Below are 20,423 nucleotides of genomic sequence, written 5' to 3' on the forward strand. Positions count from 1 at the left end.
AAACGTGTGGATTTAATATTTGATCTCAATGTAATGTTCAATTTTACGATAAATAATCTCATCCACCAACGGCAGCTGACGAAGGTCCTGCACCGCCTTGAAACCCGCGTGGCTACTGCGATACTGCACAATTAAACGCGCCAGTTTGTAGCGTATGTATGGGTGATCCGCCAAAGATTTTTCATCTGAGCTGTTGAGGTCTAGTTTTTTTAGAGAACTGTTACCAATCTGTAAGAAAGGTTGAATTTTTTGAAATACGGAGTCAGGTAAACCGTAACATTCTGCCACCTGCTCCACGGCATAGAAGCCTCCCAACCGGTCGCGGAAGGCCATTATCCGCCGCGCGAAGCCGGGCCCGATGCCCGGCAGCGACTGCCAGCCTGCACTATCTGCCGCATTAATATCGATCGCTACCGGCTGCGCTTTTTTACGGTAACGGGCAAACGAAGAATCGCGGAAATAATGATTTTTCTGAAAACTGTCCGCTTCATAACGTCCTCCACGCTGGTGATCACCGTACGCTCTCCCACGCCAGGACTGCCGCTCCGCGAAATCACCGCGCTGATCCGGATCCGCATGGCGATGATGCGGATCATCTCTCCCGGAAAAACCGGTAGCTGCAATACGCACATAAGGCATTAATTGCGCACACAGTACTGGCGGTAAGCTGTATATCTTCGCCAGATCAGCCGCTGTGCGGAATCGGCCACCTTTGGCGATGTATTTCCCGATAGTGCCGGCCGTACGCTCACTCACACCCAGTTGCTGCCAACCTTCAATCGATAATGTATTCGGATCAAAATAAAATAACGCCGCTTTCCCGGGCGGCTTATCCTCCGCACTGTCAATGGTTTTCACTACCAGCTGTGCCTCAAAAGCCTGCACCGCCGCCTGCAGATCATCACTACCGGCAACGGGCCTACGCTGAAAATAAAAAAGCAAATCCGGGAAGTAGCTGGTCAGCAGCATAGCCAATACCAGCAGCACAATTCCCTGGCGCTCCTTACGGGAAAAGCGCAGGTATTCGCGGATAAAAGTTCTCCACATGGGTCAACAAAACATTTGACACCAAGCTACATTATTGCTACGGGTGTTTTGTTAATAGAAATAAAATGCTTGTTAAATATCGAGCCGGAGGCCGTCATAAGCCAGGTGTACCCCTGCTGGCAGCTCTGCCGATACGGCTTCATGCAGGCCCAGCTGGTGACTGATATGTGTGAGGTATAGTTCCGGTACTTCCAGTTCTTTCCCCAGTGCAATGGCTTCTTCCAGGGTAAAATGAGAGATGTGTTTCTCCTTCCGCAGGGCATTCAGCACCAGGATCTTTGAGCCACGGATCTTTTCCTTTTCCTCCGGCGCAATATAATTGGCGTCGGTGATGTAGGTGAAATCATGGATGCGGAAACCCAGTACCGGCATTTTATGATGCATCACATGGATAGGCGTAATCGTTAGTCCGTTTACCTCGAAAGGATCGTCTGCAATGGTTTTCAGATTTATTTCAGGAATACCCGGGTATTTGAAATCGGAAAAGGCGTAGGCAAATTCGCGTTTGATCACACTTTGTGAAAACTCAGTGGCGTAGATATTAATAGCGCTTTGCTGGAAATAATTAAAGGCACGGATATCGTCCATGCCGGCAATATGATCTTTATGGGAATGGGTAATCAGTACGGCTTCGAGATGGCCCACCTTTTCCCGCAACATCTGGTAGCGGAAATCGGGGGTGGTATCTACCACAATATTACCGGCGGGTGCGGTAATCATGATACTGCTTCTTAAACGTTTATCTTTTGAATCGGTGGAGGTGCAAACTTCGCAACCACATGCTATAACCGGAACTCCCTGCGACGTACCTGTACCTAAGAATGTAACTTTCATCCCAACATCATTTGTCTGTTTTAATCTATTCTGCTGCCTCTTCTTCCTCCGGAGCATCCTCCGTTCCCGCTTCAGGTACCGGTTTGCTGGCCTGTATCTGTTTATACAATTTATGCGACTCTGCCGTCAGGGCTTCTTCCTCGAGCGGCAAAGTCGTTAAAATATCGATGAGGGTATTGATACGCCCTTCGAGGTTCAGGAATTTATTGATCACCACCACCTTTTTGTGTTCCAGGATACAGTAACCGGAAAGGAAACTACCCTTTTCGAAGCGGAGCACATATTTGGCTTCCTCGAAGATCTTTTCGAGTTTAGTCAGGCTATTTGGAGTGATTTTAATATTCATGTCGCAAAAATAGCAAAAAGCTGTTGTTACTTCGTTACCATCCGGGCAAAAGGTACAATCATTTCTTCCAGGGAAATGCCGCCATGCTGGAAGGTATTCCGGTAATAATTTACAAAATAATTGTAGTTGTTGGGATAGCAGAGATACCCGTCGCCTTTCGCAAAAATGTAGGAAGAGTTGACGTTGGGTTTCGGTAAACCTGCATCACGTGGGTCCCGGAAGGCCAGTACTTCCTTCGGATCGTAGTTCAGGTTGCGTCCATGTTTATAACGCAGGTTGGTGGTAGTTTGCTTATCACCGATCACTTTTACCGGTGTTTTTACCCGTACGCTGCCGTGGTCTGTGGCGATGATCAGGTTTATTTTTTTATCGCTGATGCGTTTCAGGGCCTGGTGCAGCGGACTGTGTTCGAACCAGCTGGCCGTAATAGAGCGGTAAGAAGCCTCATCACCGGCCAGTTCTTTCAGCACTTCCATTTCTGTGCGGGCATGACTGAGCATATCCACAAAATTATAAACAATCACGCTCAGCGGGTAATCCAGCATATTGTGGATATTATTGAGCATGATTTGCGCATCGGCATGGTTGGTGACCTTGGTATAAGAAAACCGGGGGTCCATTTTCAGCTGCTTGAGCTGGGCGGCGAAGAAATGTTCCTCATACAGGTTCTTTCCGCCTTCTTCGTCGTCATTTTTCCATTCCTGCGGAAATTTATGTTCTATATCTATGGGCAGCATGCCGGCAAAGATGGCATTACGGCTGTATTGCGTGCTGGTGGGTAAAATGCTGTAGAAAGATTCTTCCTCCACAAGCCGGAACGATTCCTGGAAAATGGGCTGGATGGCTTTCCACTGGTCGTACCGGAGGTTATCGATCAGGAGGAACACATTGGGCACATTCGGGTCCAGGTTGGGCACTACCTTGTTTCGGAACAGGTTATGCGACATCACCGGGGCTTCGGTGGCCTTTGGATGGAGCCAGTCGCTGTAATTGCGGCTGATGAACTTGGCAAACTCCGTATTGGCTTCCGTTTTCTGGGCGTTGAATACCTCCAGCATCTCCGGGCTGTTGGTTTTGGTCATTTCCATTTCCCAGTACACCAGTTTTTTATAGATGTCCATCCACTCATTGAAATCCGGGTTGGAGCTCAGGGCCATAAACAGACTGCGGAACTCCTGCTGGTAGGCGATGGTGGTTTTTTCGGCCACCAGTCGTTTGTTGTCAATTATTTTTTTGAGAGATAATAATACCTGGTTAGGATTGACCGGTTTGATCAGGTAGTCAGTGATCTGGGAGCCGATGGCGTCGTCCATGACATTTTCCGCCTCGTTCTTGGTAATCATGACAATGGGGATCTGCTGGTCTATTTCCTTAATCTTACTGAGGGTTTCCAGACCGGTGATACCGGGCATGGATTCATCGAGCAACACTACATCTACGGTTCTTTCTTTGAGAAATTCGAGGGCGTCATAGCCGTTGGTGAGCGCAGAAACTTTGTAACCTTTGCTTTCCAGGAAGATAATCTGCGATTTCAGGGACTCTATTTCATCATCTACCCATAGTATATTTATCTGACTCATAATAAGATTTAAGGTGCTGTAAAAAAAGGAATTTACCCTTATTTTTTGGCAAATATCATTCCCCGTCTATCATTTGCCGGTAATTATATGTTAAAAAGGATGGAACCGGTTAAAATCCTGACCCGAAAAAGTGAACGGCCTGCTAAAGTTATTTACCTTCGCATCCATAACATTTAATTACCTGTAACCTACCAATTGTTTTTTACTGTCATAGGGGTACCGTGGACGTGGAACGTCATTATAAGTAAAAAAATTACATATAATTAATTCAAGGTGTAGCTTTGCATACAGGCACCAGGGATTCTGACGTGGACGCCCCCGTTGGAATCGTATAATTAAATGCAATGACCGAACGCAAGCGAAAAATTGTTAATGATCCGGTGTATGGCTTTATTACCATAGATCACCCGTTGATTCTTAACCTCATTTCACATCCATATTACCAGCGGCTACGCCGCATACACCAGATGGCGCTGGCGCACCTGGTGTATCCCGGTGCTATGCACACGCGGTTTCATCATAGCATGGGTGCCTATCACCTCATGAGTATGGCCCTGCAGGAGCTTCGCAGCAAGGGAGCAGACATCACCCCCGAAGAGGAGGTGGCGGCAAAAATGGCCATTTTATTGCACGATATCGGCCATGGGCCTTATTCCCATGCGCTGGAAAACGGCATTATCGAAGGGGTATCTCATGAAGAGATTTCCCAATGGCTGATGGAGGCACTGAACCGGGAAATGGACGGCGCCCTGTCACTTACACTGGATATTTTCAACGGACGTTATCATAAAATGTTCCTGCATCAGCTGGTGTCGAGCCAGCTGGATGTAGACAGAATGGACTACCTGAACCGCGACAGCTTTTTTACCGGGGTAGCTGAGGGCACTATCGGCTACGACCGCATTATTAAGATGCTGACCGTACATAAGGGGGAATTGATGGTAGAAGAGAAAGGTATTTATTCAATAGAGAAATTTATTATCGCCCGGCGGCTGATGTACTGGCAGGTATACCTGCATAAAACGGTGCTCAGCGCGGAAAACATGCTGGTAAAGATCCTGACAAGGGCCAAGGCACTGGCCCAGGAAGGAAAAGAGTTGTTTTGCTCTCCTGCCCTCCGCTATTTCCTGTATAACACGATTACCAGAAACAATTTTGAATGCGGACCAGAATGCCTGGAGCTATTTTGTCAGTTGGACGACTATGATATCATGGGAGCGATCAAAGTCTGGACAACGCACGAGGATAAAGTTTTATCTCTTCTCTGCAAATGGCTGATAGACAGGAATTTATTCAAAGTGGTATTAAGTAATCAGCCCTTTGATGGAAGTGCAGCACTATTATTGAAGGAGCAGGTGAAACAAAAATGGGGGATTGAAGACGCGGATCTGGATTACTTCGTTTTTTCCGGTGCTGCCACACTGAGGGCATACAACGTTAATGACGAAAAGATTAATATCCTATTTAAAGACGGAACTGTAAAAGACATTTCCTCCATCGACAATGCACTGATTAGCCATACTCTGGCGATACCGGTAAAAAAATTCTACATTTGTCATCCAAAAATTCAGGCTAACAACGTTTTATAAGGAATAAAATGTTAAACAATATGTTCATACTATCCGGTGTAGCCTGGAAAACATCACAATTTTAAATTATGCAGTTTAGCGCATTACAATTAGCTACCATGTTAGATGGTAAGCTGGAGGGAAATCCGGACGTAAAGGTGAGCAACATCGCCAAGATTGAGGAAGCTGGCGAGGGCATGCTCAGTTTCATTGCCAATCCTAAATATGAAGAATTCATATATACCACCAATGCCTCCATTCTGATTGTGAATGAGAGCCTGGTGATTGAACGTCCGATCAAATCGACCCTGATCCGGGTAAAGGATGCCTATAGCAGCTTCGCGCTGTTACTGGAACAATACAGGTACCTGACCGGAAATAAGTCGGGTATTCAGCAACCCTCCTACATTCCCGCTTCTGTGAAGATGGGAGAAAATGTATTTGTGGGCGCTTTTGCATACCTGGGGGAAAATGTGGTGCTGGGCAACAACGTAAAAATCTATCCTGGAGTATATCTTGGTGATAATGTGGTTGTTAGCAACGACTCTATCCTATATCCAGGGGTAAAAGTATACGATAACTGTATTGTAGGCAGCCGCGTAATGCTGCATGCCGGTTGTGTAATCGGTGGCGATGGCTTCGGCTTTGCCCCTCAACCGGATGGTTCCTACAAAAAAGTACCCCAGATCGGTAATGTAGTGATCCATGATGATGTAGAAATCGGCGCCAATACCACGATCGACCGGGCCACTATGGGTAGTACCGTGATCCGTAAAGGTGTGAAACTGGACAACCTGATCCAGGTAGCCCACAACGTGGATATCGGTATCAATACGGTGATTGCGGCGCAAACCGGCGTTTCCGGCAGCACCAAGATCGGCCAGAACTGCGTGATCGGTGGTCAGGTAGGTATGGTTGGACACATCCATATCGCCGACAGCACCAAAATCAACGCACAGAGCGGATTGTCCAAGTCTATTACCGTGCCCAATACCTCTTTGACAGGCTCTCCGGCGTACGATTATAAAAGTTCGCTGAAAAGTCAGGCAATTTTTAGAAATTTGCCGGACCTTGAAAAGCGGGTAAAGGAGTTGGAAGAAATGGTAAAACAACTGCTGCAGGAACGAGCGGGTGTTTAAAACTGATTACTACAAACTGTTATATATTAGTTAGCTTATTATGGAAAATCAACAGTTGCAATACCAGCATACCCTGAAAGGTGAAATCACCTTATCGGGTATTGGCTTGCATACAGGCGCCTATGTCAATATGACCCTCAAGCCGGCAACACCCGGCCATGGGATTAAATTTCAACGTGTAGACCTGCCGGGACAGCCCATCGTGAAAGCAGATGTGGACTATGTGGTGGAAACCACCCGCAGCACCACGCTCGAACACAACGGCGCCAGAGTGAGTACCGTAGAACACATCATGGCGGCTTTAGCCGGTACTGGTGTAGACAACGTACTGGTAGAACTGGATGGTGGCGAAATTCCTATCATGGACGGTAGCGCCTATGCTTTTATTGAAGCCATAGAAAAAACCGGTCTGCAGAACCAGGATGCCAAAAAAGTATACTATACTATAGATACCAACATCAGCTACTATGATGAAAAGAAAAAGGTAGAAATGGTAGCGATGCCCGCACTGGACTATCGCATTACCTGCCTGATCGATTTCAATTCACCGGTATTGGGTACCCAGCACGCCAAAATGAAGGGAATCGAAGAGTTCAAAACGGAAATTGCACCGTGCCGTACCTTCTGCTTCCTGCATGAACTGGAATACCAGCTGTCGCTCAACCTGATTAAAGGCGGCGATATCAACAACGCCATTGTAGTGGTAGACAAGCCCGTTACCGAAGAGGAACTGGCCCGTTTAGCCAAAGTATTTAACAGGGAAACCATTTCTGTACAGAAAGAAGGGATCCTGAACAATATAGAATTACGTTTCCCGAACGAGCCCGCACGTCACAAGCTGCTGGATGTGGTAGGTGACCTGGCGCTGATCGGTTATCCGATCAATGCACATATCATCGCTAACCGTCCCGGTCATGCGTCGAACGTGGAATTTGCCCGTGCGATCAAAGCGTATATCAAAAAGAACAAACATAACAAAGACGTACCTGTTTACGATCCGAACCTGCCACCGGTATTCGATACCCCACGTATCGAAAGAACCCTGCCGCACCGTTACCCGATGCTGCTGGTAGATAAGATCATTGAACTGGGAGAAGAGAAAGTAGTAGGTATCAAGAACGTAACCTTCAACGAACATTTCTTCCAGGGCCACTTCCCAAGTAACCCCGTAATGCCGGGTGTACTCCAGCTGGAAGCACTGGCACAGGTAGGCGGTATCCTGGCACTGAACCGTGTACCGGATCCAGAAAACTATGATACCTATTTCCTGAAAATAGACAACTGTAAATTCAAACAGAAAGTAGTTCCGGGCGACACCATGATATTAAAAATGGAGTTGCTGAGTCCAATCAGAAGAGGACTTGTGGAAATGCGGGGGACAGTGTTTATCGGTAACAAAGTAGCTACTGAAGCCGACATGATCGCACAAATTATAAAAACAAGAGAAGGCAAATAATAGCAATGATCCACCCGCTTACATACATACATCCGGACGCCAAAGTTGCGCCTAATGTAAAAATTGATCCATTTACCGTAATACACAAAAACGTAGAAATCGGTGATGGTACCTGGATAGGTTCCAATGTAACCATTATGGAAGGAGCCCGTATCGGCAAAAACTGCCGTATTTTTCCAGGCGCTGTTATTTCTGCCATCCCTCAGGATTTAAAATTTGCGGGTGAAGAAACCACGGTAGAAATCGGTGATAACACTACTATCCGTGAATATGTGACCATTAACCGTGGTACAAAAGATAAATGGAAAACCAAAATCGGGAATAACTGCCTGATCATGGCATACAGCCACATTGCACACGATTGCGAAGTAGGTAACTACTGCGTATTTTCCAATAACACTACCCTCGCCGGACATATTACCGTGGGCGACCACGTAGTACTGGCAGGAATGGTAGCCATCCAGCAATTTTGTAAAGTAGGCGATCACGCATTCGTAACCGGTGGGTCTATGGTGCGCAAAGATGTGCCTCCCTTTGTAAAAGCTGCGCGTGAGCCACTCTCCTATGTAGGCGTGAACTCCGTAGGATTGAAGAGAAGAGGTTTTTCCCTGGAAAAAATCAACTCTATCCTCGATATCTACCGCGTCATTTTTGTAAAAGGTTATAAATTATCCAAGGCCGTGAATATCATCGAAGCAGAATTCCCTGCTACCGATGAGAGAGATGAAATCCTGTCATTCATCCGTGAATCAGGACGTGGCATCATGAGAGGCTATACTTCCCGGACCAATGACGATATCTCTTAACCAGACAGGTAAGCGTTTTAACTACGACTGGATTTTCCGTCGGGTAACCCTCACCTTCAGTGAAGGACAACGTTATGCCATACTGGGTCCCAACGGTTCCGGTAAATCCACTTTATTACAGGTAATCAGCGGTGCCATTCAACACAATGAAGGCACCGTTACCTATAGCACACCGGAAAAACCCATCGCTCCTGATGCGTTTTTCCGGTACTGCTCCATTGCAGCTCCCTACCTGGAACTCATCGAAGAATTTACCCTCACAGAAATCATCGACTTCCACCAGCAGTTCAAAAACTTCCTGCCCGGTATTACGCCGGCAAAAGCCATGCAACTGGTAGGACTGGAAAAAGCGGCTAAGAAACAAATCCGCAACTTCTCCTCCGGTATGAAACAAAGGATCAAGCTGGCCCTCGCCATCCTGTCTGATGTTCCCGTGCTGCTGCTCGACGAACCCTGCACCAACCTCGATGCCGCCGGTATCGCCGTATACCAGCAACTCATCAATGAATACGGTGGCAACCGACTTATTATTGTAAGCTCCAATGATGAGCAGGAGTATTTCATGTGCAAAGAACATATTCACATCCAGGATTATAAATAACAAGGCAACAGCCTTTTTGCTTTCTACTGATAAAAAGTATCTTCGTGAAAAGCTAAACGCTATATGAAGACTGCCAGTAAGAAGGTGATCAATGGCTGGGCCATGTACGACTGGGCTAACTCCGTGTACAACCTCGTTATCACCACTACTTTTTTCCCTATCTATTTCTTAGCGGTAACCGACGAACACGTTTCCTTCCTCGGAATGAACTTTGTCAATTCCGCCCTTTACAATTACGCGATGGCCGCCGCTTACCTGATAGTGGCCTTTTCCTCTCCTATCCTGTCGTCTATTGCCGATACCAGGGGAAATAAAAAGAACTTCCTTCGTTTCTTTACCATCCTGGGAGCCCTCTCCTGCTGCGGACTTTACTTCTTTGATAAAGATCATCTGCTACTGGGTGTGATTTGTTTTATACTGTCTACCATCGGTTATTGTGGCGGACTGGTATTCTATAATTCCTACCTGCCGGAAATTGCGGCGCCGGAAGACCGTGACCGGATCAGTGCCCGTGGTTACAGCCTTGGATACATCGGCAGTGTTATCTTACAACTGCTGGGTTTTGGTCTCGTAGTACTGGGCCCTCAGCTGGGCCTTGGCAAAAGCCAACCGGTGCAACTTACTTTTCTTCTCGTTGGTGTCTGGTGGTTTGGCTTTGCGCAGATCACTTTTGCGCGGCTCCCCAACAGCAGAGCCACCGTATCCAAACATACCGGAGGTGCTTTAACAGAAGGATTTACGGAATTACGTAAGGTATATGCACAGGTAAAAAACATGCCGGTACTGAAGCGCTTCCTGCGTGGATTTTTCTTCTACAGCATGGGCGTACAAACCGTGATGATGGCGGCCACCATATTTGGTGGGAAGGTGCTCAAACTGCCGGATGAAATGCTGATCGTAACAGTGGTGATTATCCAGGTAGTAGCGATCTTAGGCGCATGGAGCATGGCGCGGTTGTCTACCAGGTTTGGTAATTTACGTGTAATCATTGCCGTTATCCTCATCTGGATCGGTATCTGTGTTGCCGGCTACAGGATGCAAACGGCTACCGACTTCTATATTCTGGCAACCGTAGTAGGACTGGTAATGGGTGGTATACAATCCTTGAGCCGCTCTACGTATGCTAAACTGATGCCTGAAACAGAAGACACTACCTCCTTCTTCAGTTATTATGACGTGACCGAGAAACTCTCTATTGTAATCGGTATGTTCTCTTTTGCTTACATAGACGACCTCACAGAAGACATGCGTAATTCCGTGCTGGCACTCGTGGTATTCTTTGTGATCGGACTGTTTTTCATCATCTCTGCCCTGCGTAAACAAAAGCAACTGGCAGCACAGTATTAGTTAACTTTCAAAACGGAAACAAAAATCTGAGCGATGAAATTATACACCATTGAAACAGGATTCTTTAAACTGGATGGCGGCGCCATGTTTGGCGTAGTACCAAAAACCATCTGGAACAAACTGAATCCGGCAGATGAAAACAATCTGTGCTCCTGGGCCATGCGTTGCCTGCTGATCGAAGACGGCAACCGCCTCATCCTGGTAGACAACGGTATTGGCGATAAACAGGATGCCAAATTTTTCAGTCATTATTATCTTCACGGCGATGCCACGCTGGATAAATCACTGGCTGCACATGGCTTCCACCGCGACGATATCACTGACATCTTCCTGACGCATCTGCATTTCGACCATTGCGGCGGCAGCATCATCAGGCAGGGCGATAAACTCGTGCCCGCTTTTAAGAACGCCACTTACTGGAGTAATGAAGATCACTGGAAATGGGCCACACAACCAAATGACCGTGAGAAGGCGTCTTTCCTGAAAGAAAATATCCTGCCTATCCAGGAAAGCGGACAATTGAAATTTATTGATCACCTGGAAGGCGTAAATTTTATTGATAATTTCCAGATCCGGTTTGCCAATGGGCACACCGATGCCATGATGCTGCCACAGATCAGCTATAAAGGCAAAACCATTATTTACATGGCGGATCTGCTGCCTTCCATCGGGCATATTCCATTACCGTATGTGATGGCTTATGATATGTTTCCGTTGAAAACATTGCAGGAAAAGAAAAGCTTTTTACAGGAGGCGGCCGAAAAGGAATACATCCTCTATTTTGAGCATGATCCGGTACATGAATGCTGCGTGTTGCAACAGACGGAGAAAGGCATCCGCGCGGGGGAAACCTTTGCCCTGAGCAGCCTGTAAAACACTGTCAGTCTGTCACTTTTTTGGCTGCTGCATTATATTTGATAGAAACCGTGTATGGCTATACACATAACAACAGATAATAAATTGAAAAAACTGATCGTTGTGGGCGACCGCGTGCTGATAAAGCCAGCTACTCCCCACGAACGCACGAGCAGCGGATTATACCTGCCTCCGGGAGTACAGGAAAAAGAAAAAGTGCAACGGGGCTATGTGATAAAAACAGGACCGGGGTATGCAATACCGGTGCCGGCAGATAGCGACGAAGCCTGGAAACCGGAAGAAGAGAAAGTAAAATATATTCCATTACAGGTTAAAGAAGGCGATCTGGCTATTTTCCTGCTTAGTGGATCAACAGCGGTGGTATACGAAGAAGAAACATATTATATCGTGCCACAGGGAGCTATCCTGATGCTGGAAAGAGAAGAGGATCTCTGAATCTTATAAAAACAAAAAAATCTGCTATCGCTTAGCAGATTTTTTTTTGTTCTATCGCATTATGAAAAAGCATCTATCCTTTGTATTCGAGAATATCTCCCGGCTGGCAATCCAGTACCCGGCAGATTTCTTCCAGTGTTGAAAAACGGATGGCCTTTGCCTTTCCGCTTTTCAGTATACTAAGATTGGCCATCGTAATACCTACCTGTATACTTAACTCTGTCAGTGACATCTTCCTTTTGGCGAGCATCACATCCAGATTTACGATTATCCCCATTATCATTTTTATTAAGATCATTAAATCGTCAGCGCCTGCTCTTCATTCAGACTTACCGCTCTCTCAAAAACGATGGCCAGTGCCAGGATTACCATAAAGGCCATCAACAACTCCCAGCTGGCGCCCAATACGTTCAGCAACCTGAAATAAAGACCATTCTGGTAAACCTTTACGTCACCTGCCGCGATCCAGGCAAATACCATTTTTGTTATCAGTAAGCCCAGCATTACGTACAGAATTCCTTTTACTGCACTGAGATTTTTCCGGGAGATAATGTCTTCATTACCCGCTCCTATCAACAACCTGAACAAGAACCATGTCATCACGAGATATAACAACCCCAGTATCGTGTTTTGCAACATCGCCGTTCTGATACTCTGTATTTCCGGTTGTAACCGGGCCTGAAAATAAGCAACACCATTAAAGATCGTGATGTATACACTGATCAGTACAGAAATGAGCAGCACGATTTTTAACGGAAGAAGAAACCTGCTGATTTTCATGGTACGCTCGTTTTATTAATTCAAAGGTATGTTGCAATTATCGAAATTCAAAATAAATTTATCGTTTATCAATAATTAATAATCGATAAACGGTACAAAGGCGCCGATAATAATTTGAAGCTCAACCGCTTGTTGCTTTTTATTATCTTCATAAAAAAAATACGTCATGGCCAATCAGGATGCATTTCTGGAATATATCAAAAGCGGCTATACCTTTAAAGGCGAGCATTTCAAGCTGGGTTGTGCCATGCTGAACGGAGAAGTGGTAACCGGCGCGGATGTTTTTCTCCCGCTCAAAACCCTTAACCGTCACGGTTTGATTGCAGGAGCTACCGGTACCGGTAAAACGAAAACCCTGCAGGTGATCGCCGAAGGCCTCAGCGACGCCAGTGTACCGGTATTACTGATGGACATCAAGGGAGACCTCAGCGGTATTGCCGCAGCAGGTACCAACAATCCAAAAATTGAGGAACGCTATCAGAAAATAGGCGGCACCTGGTCGCCATCAGCCTATCCATCTGAACTGTTGTCGCTCAGCCAGGAAAAAGGTGTACGACTCAGAGCCACCACCAGTGAATTCGGTCCTATCCTCCTCTCTAAAATTCTTGAACTGAACGACACACAGGCTGGCCTCGTAGCCATGCTGTTTAAATATTGCGACGATAATAAACTGCCTTTACTCGATCTGAAAGACTTTAAAAAAGTATTACAGTACGCCAGTGATGAAGGCAAAGCAGACCTGGAAAAAGACTACGGAAAAATTTCCACCACCTCTACCGGCACTATTTTACGCAAAGTGATTGAACTGGAACAGCAAGGCGCCGCACAGTTTTTCGGGGAAAAATCTTTTGAAGTAGATGACCTGATGCGCATCAGCGACGATGGCCGTGGGATCGTATCCATCCTCAGGGTCAGTGATATACAGGATCGCCCGAAACTCTTTTCCACCTTCATGCTCAGCCTGCTGGCAGAATTATATGCTACCCTGCCGGAAGAAGGAGACCTCGACAAACCTAAACTGGTGATGTTCATCGATGAAGCACATCTGATCTTTAATGAAGCCAGTGATGCACTCCTGAAACAGATCGACACCATCATTAAACTGATCCGTTCCAAAGGCGTAGGCATCTTCTTCTGTACACAGAACCCGATGGATGTACCACCTTCTGTGCTGGGACAGCTGGGGTTGAAAGTACAACATGCCCTGCGCGCCTTCACCGCCAACGATCGCAAAACCATTAAACAAACCGCGGAAAACTACCCGTTATCCGACTTCTATAAAACAGATGAACTGCTAACCCAGATTGGTATAGGAGAAGCACTGATCACCTGTTTGAATGAAAAAGGCGTACCCACGCCCTTAGCCGCCACCATGCTGGTATCGCCAAGATCCAGGATGGACGTGCTCACCACCACAGAGATTGATAGCCTCGTAAACAATTCCAAACTGGTAAAAAAATACAGCGAGGAAATTGACAGCGAAAGCGCTTACGAAATCCTCACGGCCAAACTGCAGGAAGCAGCGGATAAAACAGCCGCACAGGCTGCCGCACCAAAAGCGGCAGCGAAACAGAAAGAGGAAAAAGGATTGCTGGAACAGGTGATGGAAAGTTCTGCTGTAAGACAGGCCGGCCGCACCGCCGCCAGCGTGATTACCCGCAGTTTACTCGGAGCACTTGGCCTCGGCGGAAGAAGCAGTAAAAGTAAAAGCTGGTTTTAGCTGATAGCGTTTATCAGCCACACCATTAATATATCAACAGTATGAGTAGAATTATTAAAGCGGGCGTATGCTCGTACGGCATGTCCGGACAAATATTCCACGCGCCGTTCCTGTATGCAAACCCTGGATTTGAATTTACAGCGGTAGTAGAAAGAAGTAAAAACCTGGCGCAACAACGCTATCCTAACGTAAAAGTATATACGAGCGTAGAGGATATGCTGGCCGACAAAGACCTGGAGCTGATTGTAGTGAATACACCCAACTACACTCACTTCGACTATGTAAAAGCAGCACTGGAAGCCGGTAAGAATGTAATCGTAGAAAAACCTTTCACCGTACATGCCGCCGAAGGAGAAACCCTCGCAGCATTGGCGGCTGAAAAAGGTTTACTACTCAGCGTTTACCATAACCGCCGTTACGACAGCGATTACAAAGTGGTAAAACAGGTGCTGCAGTCCGGTCAGTTGGGCGATGTACTCGAAGCGGAAATACACTACGACCGCTTCAAGGAAGAACTAAGCTACAAAAAGCATAAAGAAATAGGCGGTCCGGGTACCGGCGCACTGTACGATCTAGGCTCCCACCTGATCGACCAGGCCATTACGCTGTTTGGCATGCCTAAGCGTATCTGGGCAGATATCCGCGTGATCCGCCGCGACTCCATCGTAGACGATTATTTTGAACTGGTACTCTATTATGATAACCTGCGTGCCCGTGTAAAATGTAACTACCTTGTAAGAGAGGCGTTACCTGCTTACCAGCTGCATGGCCGCATCGGCTCCTTTATCAAAACAAAATCAGATATCCAGGAAGCGCAGCTGCAACGTGGTTTATTCCCGAACAGCCCCGACTGGGGCGCAGAACAACCACACGAATGGGGCTTGCTGCACACTGAAATCAATGGTGAAGTAGTGAAAAAGTATGTTCCCGGTGGTCATGGCAACTACATGGATTACTACCAGGGCATCTATGAAGCATTGGTGAATAAGGCCGCTAATCCGGTACCACCACAAGATGCCATCAAAGTGATAAAAGTAATTGAAGCTGCTTTTGAAAGCAGTGAAACAGGTAAGGTGATAGATCTCTAATTTTTTCGCCGTCTTTGCCGGGTGAAGATACCCGGCAAAGACGGCCTGTTTAACGCGGACAGGAGAGCCGTCCCGCTTCATCGCGTACCACCAGTCCTTCTTCATTCAGGAACTGTAATACTTCCATCAGGTCGTTTCTTTTTACTTCCGGCAGTTTGCTTTGCAGCACATTAAACAACAAGGGTGAAGCTTTCAGCAGCGTGATCACGTTATCGGATATACGTTTAAATCCATTGGCGTCCATCGGCTGCGCCTTTTTCTTCAGGCAGATATCGCATACCCCGCAGGGAGTAGCGTCCTTTTCTCCGAAATAGGCCACCAGTTGTTGTGTACGGCAGGCATCACGGTTACGTGCATACGCAAACATAGCCGCCAGCCGGTCGGCATATACTTTTTTACGTACTTCTATCCGTGCCATATTGATCCGCAGATGCTGGGCTGATACCCGCTCCTGCAAAAAGCAGAGCTGTGGCTCATCGCGCCGTGGCTGATAATGCAGAATACCGTACTGGTGCAACTGGTATAGTTGTCCGGCAATTTCATCATCTTCCGTGAGCATAATGCGGCCTATCTGTCTTTCGTAAATAGGCACTGCGTTATCGAAGATACCTTCGTAGGTGCGTAACAGTGTTTTTATAATTTCTTCCAGTGCAGGGTAAGCGTTTTCAAATTCGTACAGCGATTCTTTATTCGTTACAAACTCTGCGCGGGAAGGCAGGAATACGCTTTCACTCAGTTGCAGCACGCCTTCCTGTTCCAGCAGGCGTACGGCGCTGTAAGCCATCGTAAGATTGAGCTGGAAGGTGCGGGCAAAGTCGTTGATATCAAAATCAAAATACACACCTTCTGCACTGCCCACCGGTACCTGGAGATAGTTTACAATAGCCTGGTATACTTCGCGGATCTGTTCCAGTGTGGGAAACTGCAATGCAATTCGTTCGTGCATATCCGTGAGTTCATCCTCGTTGTACAACAACACGGCATATGCCTTCTGTTCGTCACGGCCGGCGCGGCCAGCTTCCTGGTAGTAGGCTTCCAGTCCGTCGGGCATATCATAATGCACTACAATACGCACATCCGGTTTATCGATTCCCATGCCAAAAGCGTTGGTACACACCATGATACGGGTGTCGTTATTGACCCAGGCTTCCTGTCGGGCAGCGCGTTCGGCTTGTGGCAAACCGGCATGGTAATAACTCGCCGGGATTCCCTGTAACTCCAGCAGGGAGGCGATTTCTTTGGTGCGTTTGCGGTTACGGCAATACACGATGCCACATCCGGGAACGCGGTCCAGTATATGTTTTACTTTATCAATTTTAGTGGCTTCTTCCAGTACACTGTAAGAAAGATTGGCGCGGGCAAAGCTTTTGGTAAAAACCTTGGCGTCTTTCATCAGCAGCTTTTCACAGATGTCGGATTGTACTTTCGGCGTAGCCGAAGCCGTGAGCGCCAGTACCGGCGCCTCCGGGAAGAAGCTGCGGATATCTGCTATCTGCAGATAAGCAGGCCGGAAATCATATCCCCACTGAGAAATACAATGTGCTTCATCGATGGCCAGCAGGTTTACCGGCAGGCCATCGCAATAGGTTTGAAAAAGTTTGCTTTGTAATCTTTCGGGAGATACGTATAAAAACTTGCATCCACCGCGCCGGGCGGCTTCCAGCACCCTTTCCACTTCCTGGTAGGGCATCCCTGAATAGATGGAGTAAGCCGTGATACCGCGCTTTTTGAGATTGGCCACCTGGTCTTTCATCAGCGCAATAAGCGGTGTAATTACCAGGCACAGTCCCGGTTTCATCATGGCAGGTACCTGGAAACAGATGGATTTCCCACCGCCGGTAGGCAGCAGTGCCAGTGTATCCTGACCTTCCAGTACAGCATTCACGATATCTTCCTGTAGGGGACGAAACTGTTCGTATCCCCAATATTGCTGTAATATGGCTGTGGGCGTACTCAAATAAAAATTGAATGGTTATCGCGAAGATACGCGATTTAAGCGGAGCCTCCTCTTTAACCAATCACGTTCTTATATCTTAACCTGACGGAATTCACTGCCAGCACTACATCAGAAAGGCCCATGATACCCGCGCCCACAATAGGATTCAGGAATCCAAGGGCTGCTACCGGGATCGCCACTACGTTGTAAATGAATGCCCAGAAAAGGTTCTGTTTAATAGTGAGATAGGTATGTTTTCCCAGTCCCAGTGCCAGCGGCAGGGAACCCAGGTTATTATTGAGCAGCACTACATTGGCGCTTTGCATGGCCACCTGGGTGGCATCGCTCAGGGAAATGCCGATAGTCGCTTTGGCCAGTGCGGGTGCATCGTTTATACCATCGCCCACCATAGCGGTAGCAGCTATTTTCATGAGTGCATCTACCTGTTGCAGCTTCTGTTCGGGTGATTGTTCGGCATATACTTCCGTAATGCCCAGCTTTGCGGCCAGTTCCCGGCATTTCCGGGTAGTGTCGCCACTCAGCAGAATGGACTTGATCCCCGATTCCCTCAACTGAATAATCACGTTAGCGGCTTCCGGCCTGATTTCATCGGTAAAATCGATCCAGCCCGCCAGCTGACCGTTTTTCAGGAGGTACAGGTTATGGCTGTCGTCTTCTGTCACCCCATCCGCCATGCGGAAAGAACCCAGCTGCCATTGGTTACCGGCTTTGTCGCCCGCCCGCATGCCCAGGCCCTTGTGTTCGCGTACCTGCTGCAAAGGCACTTCCCCGGCAGATTTCCAGGTAGCGGCAATAGAGCGGGCAATAGGATGCGAGGAATACTTCTCCAGACTATAAACGACCTGTTTAAATTCATCTTCCTGCATATCAAAAAAGCGGTATTCGCCCAGCTGCAATTTACCGGTAGTGAGGGTCCCTGTTTTATCAAACACCACCTGCCGGATATCCTTGAACATTTCGAGGGTATGACCGCCTTTGATGAGGATCCCGTTGCGGGCCGCACGCCCCAGTCCTACCATCACGGCAGCCGGTGTGGCCAGGCCCATGGCGCAGGGACAGGAAATCACGAGCACGGCTACACTCCGCATCATAGCGGTGGCCAGTGTGGTATGACCAATAAAATACCAGCCCAGGAAAGTAACCACCGCAATGCTGAGTACCAGCGGTACAAAGATGGCGCTGATACGATCCGCCAGTTTCTGCATGGGCGGCTTTTCGGTTTGTGCCTGTTTTACCAGTTCAATGATATAAGACAGTACGGTATCCTTACCCGTGGCAGTGATATATACTTTGATGCTGCCATCTTCGAGGATGGTGCCCCCAATTACTTTATCCTTTTCCTTCTTGCTGACAGGCGTGCTTTCACCGGTGATCATGGATTCATCCGCATGGCCACTCCCCCAGTAGATAGTGCCATCCATAGGGATCTTATCGCCGGTGTTGACCAGTACACAGTCGCCCGTACGCAGCTTGCGGTTATCCACTTCATGAATATGTTCGTGGCCATGATCGGTGTTAATAAGCCTGGCTGTGGTGATCTGCATCCGGGCCAGTTCGGAAATGGCGGTGGTGGTTTGTTTTACGGATCTTTCCTCCAGCATGTTTCCCAGGAAAACCAGGGTGATGATAGCGGCGGTGGTTTCGTAAAACATATAATCGGGGTTGCCGTATAACACGGTGCCTACAAAACTATATACAAAAGCAGCGGTAGCGCCCAGGGTTACCAGCACATCCATATTGGCCATGCGGTTCAGGATGGAGCGCACAGCGCTGCGGCCAAAATGCCACATACCCATCAGGTATACCGGGAGCGTGAGACCAAATTGCACCCAGGGCTGGTGCAGCCAGGGCCAGCTCACCCACATATGCAGCAGTAGCGGCAACGTAAACAGGAGGCAAAAAAAGAATTTGAAGGTGAGGGTATTATATATCTTTTGTTCAGTGGGTTTATCTTCCGGCATCACTACACGGTAGCCCATCTGGGTGATCCCATTGAGTATATCGGCTGAATCTGCCCCGGTGGGGGCGGTGAAGCTGACTTCTTCCGTAGCGAAGCTGACGTTAACGTCCTGCATGCCTTTTTTCTCCAGGTATTTGGAAACGCCGAGTGCACAACTGGTGCAATGCATCCCTTCTACCTTGCAATTAATTGCTGTCATCTGATACCTCTTCGTTTGTCTGCAAAGTTACCGGCTGATGAAATATGCGGGTAAAATATTAATGCAACGGCGAGGCAGAACCACCCTGTCTGTACCCGATAACTTACGGGGTAAGGGCTTCGGGAGATTTTTGACGCCCTGCTGCAACTTTTATAAAATCTCCGGGCAATCGCTTTTTGCTGTCGGCTTTCTCCTTATTTTTGGAGATGCAATGGACATTTACGCAGGATCAGCTTCCGGAAACCGCCCGGCAATTCTGGGATCATTTCGCTGACAAAACTGTTTTTACCCTGACCGGACCGATGGGAGCAGGAAAAACTACGCTGGTAAAAGCCTTATGCGCCGCCAAAGGCGTACAGGACGCCACTGCCAGCCCCACTTTTTCCATCATCAACGAATATGCCTATAAAGACGCGCAGGGACAGCCCCGCCGCATCTTCCACCTGGATCTTTACCGGCTCCGGGATGAAGACGACGCCATCAGCGCCGGCGTGGAAGACACCCTTTACCAGGATGCTATCTGCTTCGTGGAGTGGCCGGAAATAGTAGCACATATGCTGCCTCCGGATACTGTTCACCTCCAGCTGGAAGTGCAACCGGACCAAAAAAGGATACTGCGCGAAAACGCTTCATCTGTCAAATGATGTATCTTTGAATACTTCGATTTAAAAAAACTGAACACCG

General features: G+C 47.6%; 19 protein-coding genes. 11 read left to right on the plus strand and 8 right to left on the minus strand.

The window, feature by feature from the left end; translation table 11 throughout:
• Nucleotides 1-12: 12 nt before the first annotated feature.
• The 4 genes from BMW79_RS00395 to porX form a co-directional block, all read right to left on the minus strand.
• Nucleotides 13-1,047, minus strand: coding sequence for a ComEA family DNA-binding protein (locus tag BMW79_RS00395; protein ID WP_089889045.1), 1,035 nt, complete (start codon nt 1,045-1,047; stop codon nt 13-15).
• 72 nt (nt 1,048-1,119) lie between these two features.
• The gene (locus BMW79_RS00400) at nt 1,120-1,881 is read right to left on the minus strand and encodes an MBL fold metallo-hydrolase (protein ID WP_089889048.1); all 762 of its coding nucleotides are present in this window, start codon (nt 1,879-1,881) and stop codon (nt 1,120-1,122) included.
• 25 nt (nt 1,882-1,906) lie between these two features.
• Nucleotides 1,907-2,227 carry a hypothetical protein gene (locus BMW79_RS00405; protein ID WP_089889051.1) on the minus strand — a complete coding sequence of 107 codons (321 nt, stop codon included), beginning with the start codon at nt 2,225-2,227 and terminating at the stop codon, nt 1,907-1,909.
• Between the two features lie 26 nt (nt 2,228-2,253).
• Nucleotides 2,254-3,807, minus strand: coding sequence for a T9SS response regulator signal transducer PorX (gene porX / locus BMW79_RS00410; RefSeq protein WP_089889054.1), 1,554 nt, complete (start codon nt 3,805-3,807; stop codon nt 2,254-2,256).
• Between the two features lie 344 nt (nt 3,808-4,151).
• On the opposite strand from porX, the gene BMW79_RS00415 reads away from it, so the two are divergent.
• The 8 genes from BMW79_RS00415 to BMW79_RS00450 all read left to right on the plus strand — a co-directional run bounded on the left by BMW79_RS00415 (nt 4,152) and on the right by BMW79_RS00450 (nt 12,035).
• A complete protein-coding gene (locus BMW79_RS00415; protein ID WP_089889056.1) occupies nt 4,152-5,396 on the plus strand; it encodes an HD domain-containing protein in 1,245 nt (414 codons plus the stop codon).
• A 68-nt stretch (nt 5,397-5,464) separates the two neighbouring features.
• Nucleotides 5,465-6,514, plus strand: coding sequence for a UDP-3-O-(3-hydroxymyristoyl)glucosamine N-acyltransferase (gene lpxD / locus BMW79_RS00420; RefSeq protein ID WP_089889059.1), 1,050 nt, complete (start codon nt 5,465-5,467; stop codon nt 6,512-6,514).
• A 40-nt stretch (nt 6,515-6,554) separates the two neighbouring features.
• Nucleotides 6,555-7,970 (plus strand): bifunctional UDP-3-O-[3-hydroxymyristoyl] N-acetylglucosamine deacetylase/3-hydroxyacyl-ACP dehydratase, encoded by a 1,416-nt coding sequence (locus tag BMW79_RS00425; RefSeq protein WP_089889061.1) that lies wholly within the window; start codon nt 6,555-6,557, stop codon nt 7,968-7,970.
• A 5-nt stretch (nt 7,971-7,975) separates the two neighbouring features.
• On the plus strand, nt 7,976-8,776 hold the full coding sequence (lpxA, locus tag BMW79_RS00430; protein ID WP_079473565.1) for an acyl-ACP--UDP-N-acetylglucosamine O-acyltransferase: 801 nt from the start codon (nt 7,976-7,978) through the stop codon (nt 8,774-8,776).
• Nucleotides 8,760-9,377 (plus strand): ABC transporter ATP-binding protein, encoded by a 618-nt coding sequence (locus BMW79_RS00435; protein WP_089889064.1) that lies wholly within the window; start codon nt 8,760-8,762, stop codon nt 9,375-9,377. The genes lpxA and BMW79_RS00435 overlap by 17 nt, the downstream gene beginning before the upstream one ends.
• A gap of 63 nt (nt 9,378-9,440) precedes the next feature.
• Nucleotides 9,441-10,724, plus strand: coding sequence for an MFS transporter (locus tag BMW79_RS00440; RefSeq protein ID WP_089889067.1), 1,284 nt, complete (start codon nt 9,441-9,443; stop codon nt 10,722-10,724).
• Nucleotides 10,725-10,757: 33 nt separating this feature from the next.
• The gene (locus tag BMW79_RS00445) at nt 10,758-11,597 is read left to right on the plus strand and encodes an MBL fold metallo-hydrolase (protein ID WP_089889069.1); all 840 of its coding nucleotides are present in this window, start codon (nt 10,758-10,760) and stop codon (nt 11,595-11,597) included.
• 57 nt (nt 11,598-11,654) lie between these two features.
• The gene (locus tag BMW79_RS00450; RefSeq protein WP_245752339.1) at nt 11,655-12,035 is read left to right on the plus strand and encodes a co-chaperone GroES; all 381 of its coding nucleotides are present in this window, start codon (nt 11,655-11,657) and stop codon (nt 12,033-12,035) included.
• A gap of 73 nt (nt 12,036-12,108) precedes the next feature.
• Here the strand turns inward: BMW79_RS00450 and BMW79_RS00455 are convergent, their stop codons facing one another.
• The gene (locus BMW79_RS00455) at nt 12,109-12,312 is read right to left on the minus strand and encodes a helix-turn-helix domain-containing protein (RefSeq protein WP_089889072.1); all 204 of its coding nucleotides are present in this window, start codon (nt 12,310-12,312) and stop codon (nt 12,109-12,111) included.
• A 20-nt stretch (nt 12,313-12,332) separates the two neighbouring features.
• Nucleotides 12,333-12,815, minus strand: coding sequence for a DUF2975 domain-containing protein (locus BMW79_RS00460; protein ID WP_089889075.1), 483 nt, complete (start codon nt 12,813-12,815; stop codon nt 12,333-12,335).
• A gap of 166 nt (nt 12,816-12,981) precedes the next feature.
• On the opposite strand from BMW79_RS00460, the gene BMW79_RS00465 reads away from it, so the two are divergent.
• Together BMW79_RS00465 and BMW79_RS00470 are read left to right on the plus strand one after the other, a co-directional pair.
• Nucleotides 12,982-14,535, plus strand: a complete 1,554-nt coding sequence (locus tag BMW79_RS00465) for a helicase HerA-like domain-containing protein (protein ID WP_089889079.1) — start codon at nt 12,982-12,984, stop codon at nt 14,533-14,535.
• A 41-nt stretch (nt 14,536-14,576) separates the two neighbouring features.
• The gene (locus tag BMW79_RS00470) at nt 14,577-15,623 is read left to right on the plus strand and encodes a Gfo/Idh/MocA family oxidoreductase (RefSeq protein WP_089889081.1); all 1,047 of its coding nucleotides are present in this window, start codon (nt 14,577-14,579) and stop codon (nt 15,621-15,623) included.
• 49 nt (nt 15,624-15,672) lie between these two features.
• Here BMW79_RS00470 and BMW79_RS00475 read toward each other — a convergent pair whose 3' ends face one another.
• On the minus strand, nt 15,673-17,580 hold the full coding sequence (locus BMW79_RS00475; protein ID WP_089889084.1) for a RecQ family ATP-dependent DNA helicase: 1,908 nt from the start codon (nt 17,578-17,580) through the stop codon (nt 15,673-15,675).
• A 53-nt stretch (nt 17,581-17,633) separates the two neighbouring features.
• Nucleotides 17,634-19,739 (minus strand): heavy metal translocating P-type ATPase, encoded by a 2,106-nt coding sequence (locus tag BMW79_RS00480; RefSeq protein WP_089889087.1) that lies wholly within the window; start codon nt 19,737-19,739, stop codon nt 17,634-17,636.
• A gap of 206 nt (nt 19,740-19,945) precedes the next feature.
• On the opposite strand from BMW79_RS00480, the gene tsaE reads away from it, so the two are divergent.
• Entirely contained in the window at nt 19,946-20,383 is a 438-nt protein-coding gene (gene tsaE, locus BMW79_RS00485; RefSeq protein ID WP_089896727.1) for a tRNA (adenosine(37)-N6)-threonylcarbamoyltransferase complex ATPase subunit type 1 TsaE, read from the plus strand.
• Nucleotides 20,384-20,423: the final 40 nt, after the last annotated feature.

The organism is Chitinophaga arvensicola (assembly GCF_900110835.1).
Lineage (GTDB): Bacteria > Bacteroidota > Bacteroidia > Chitinophagales > Chitinophagaceae > Chitinophaga > Chitinophaga arvensicola.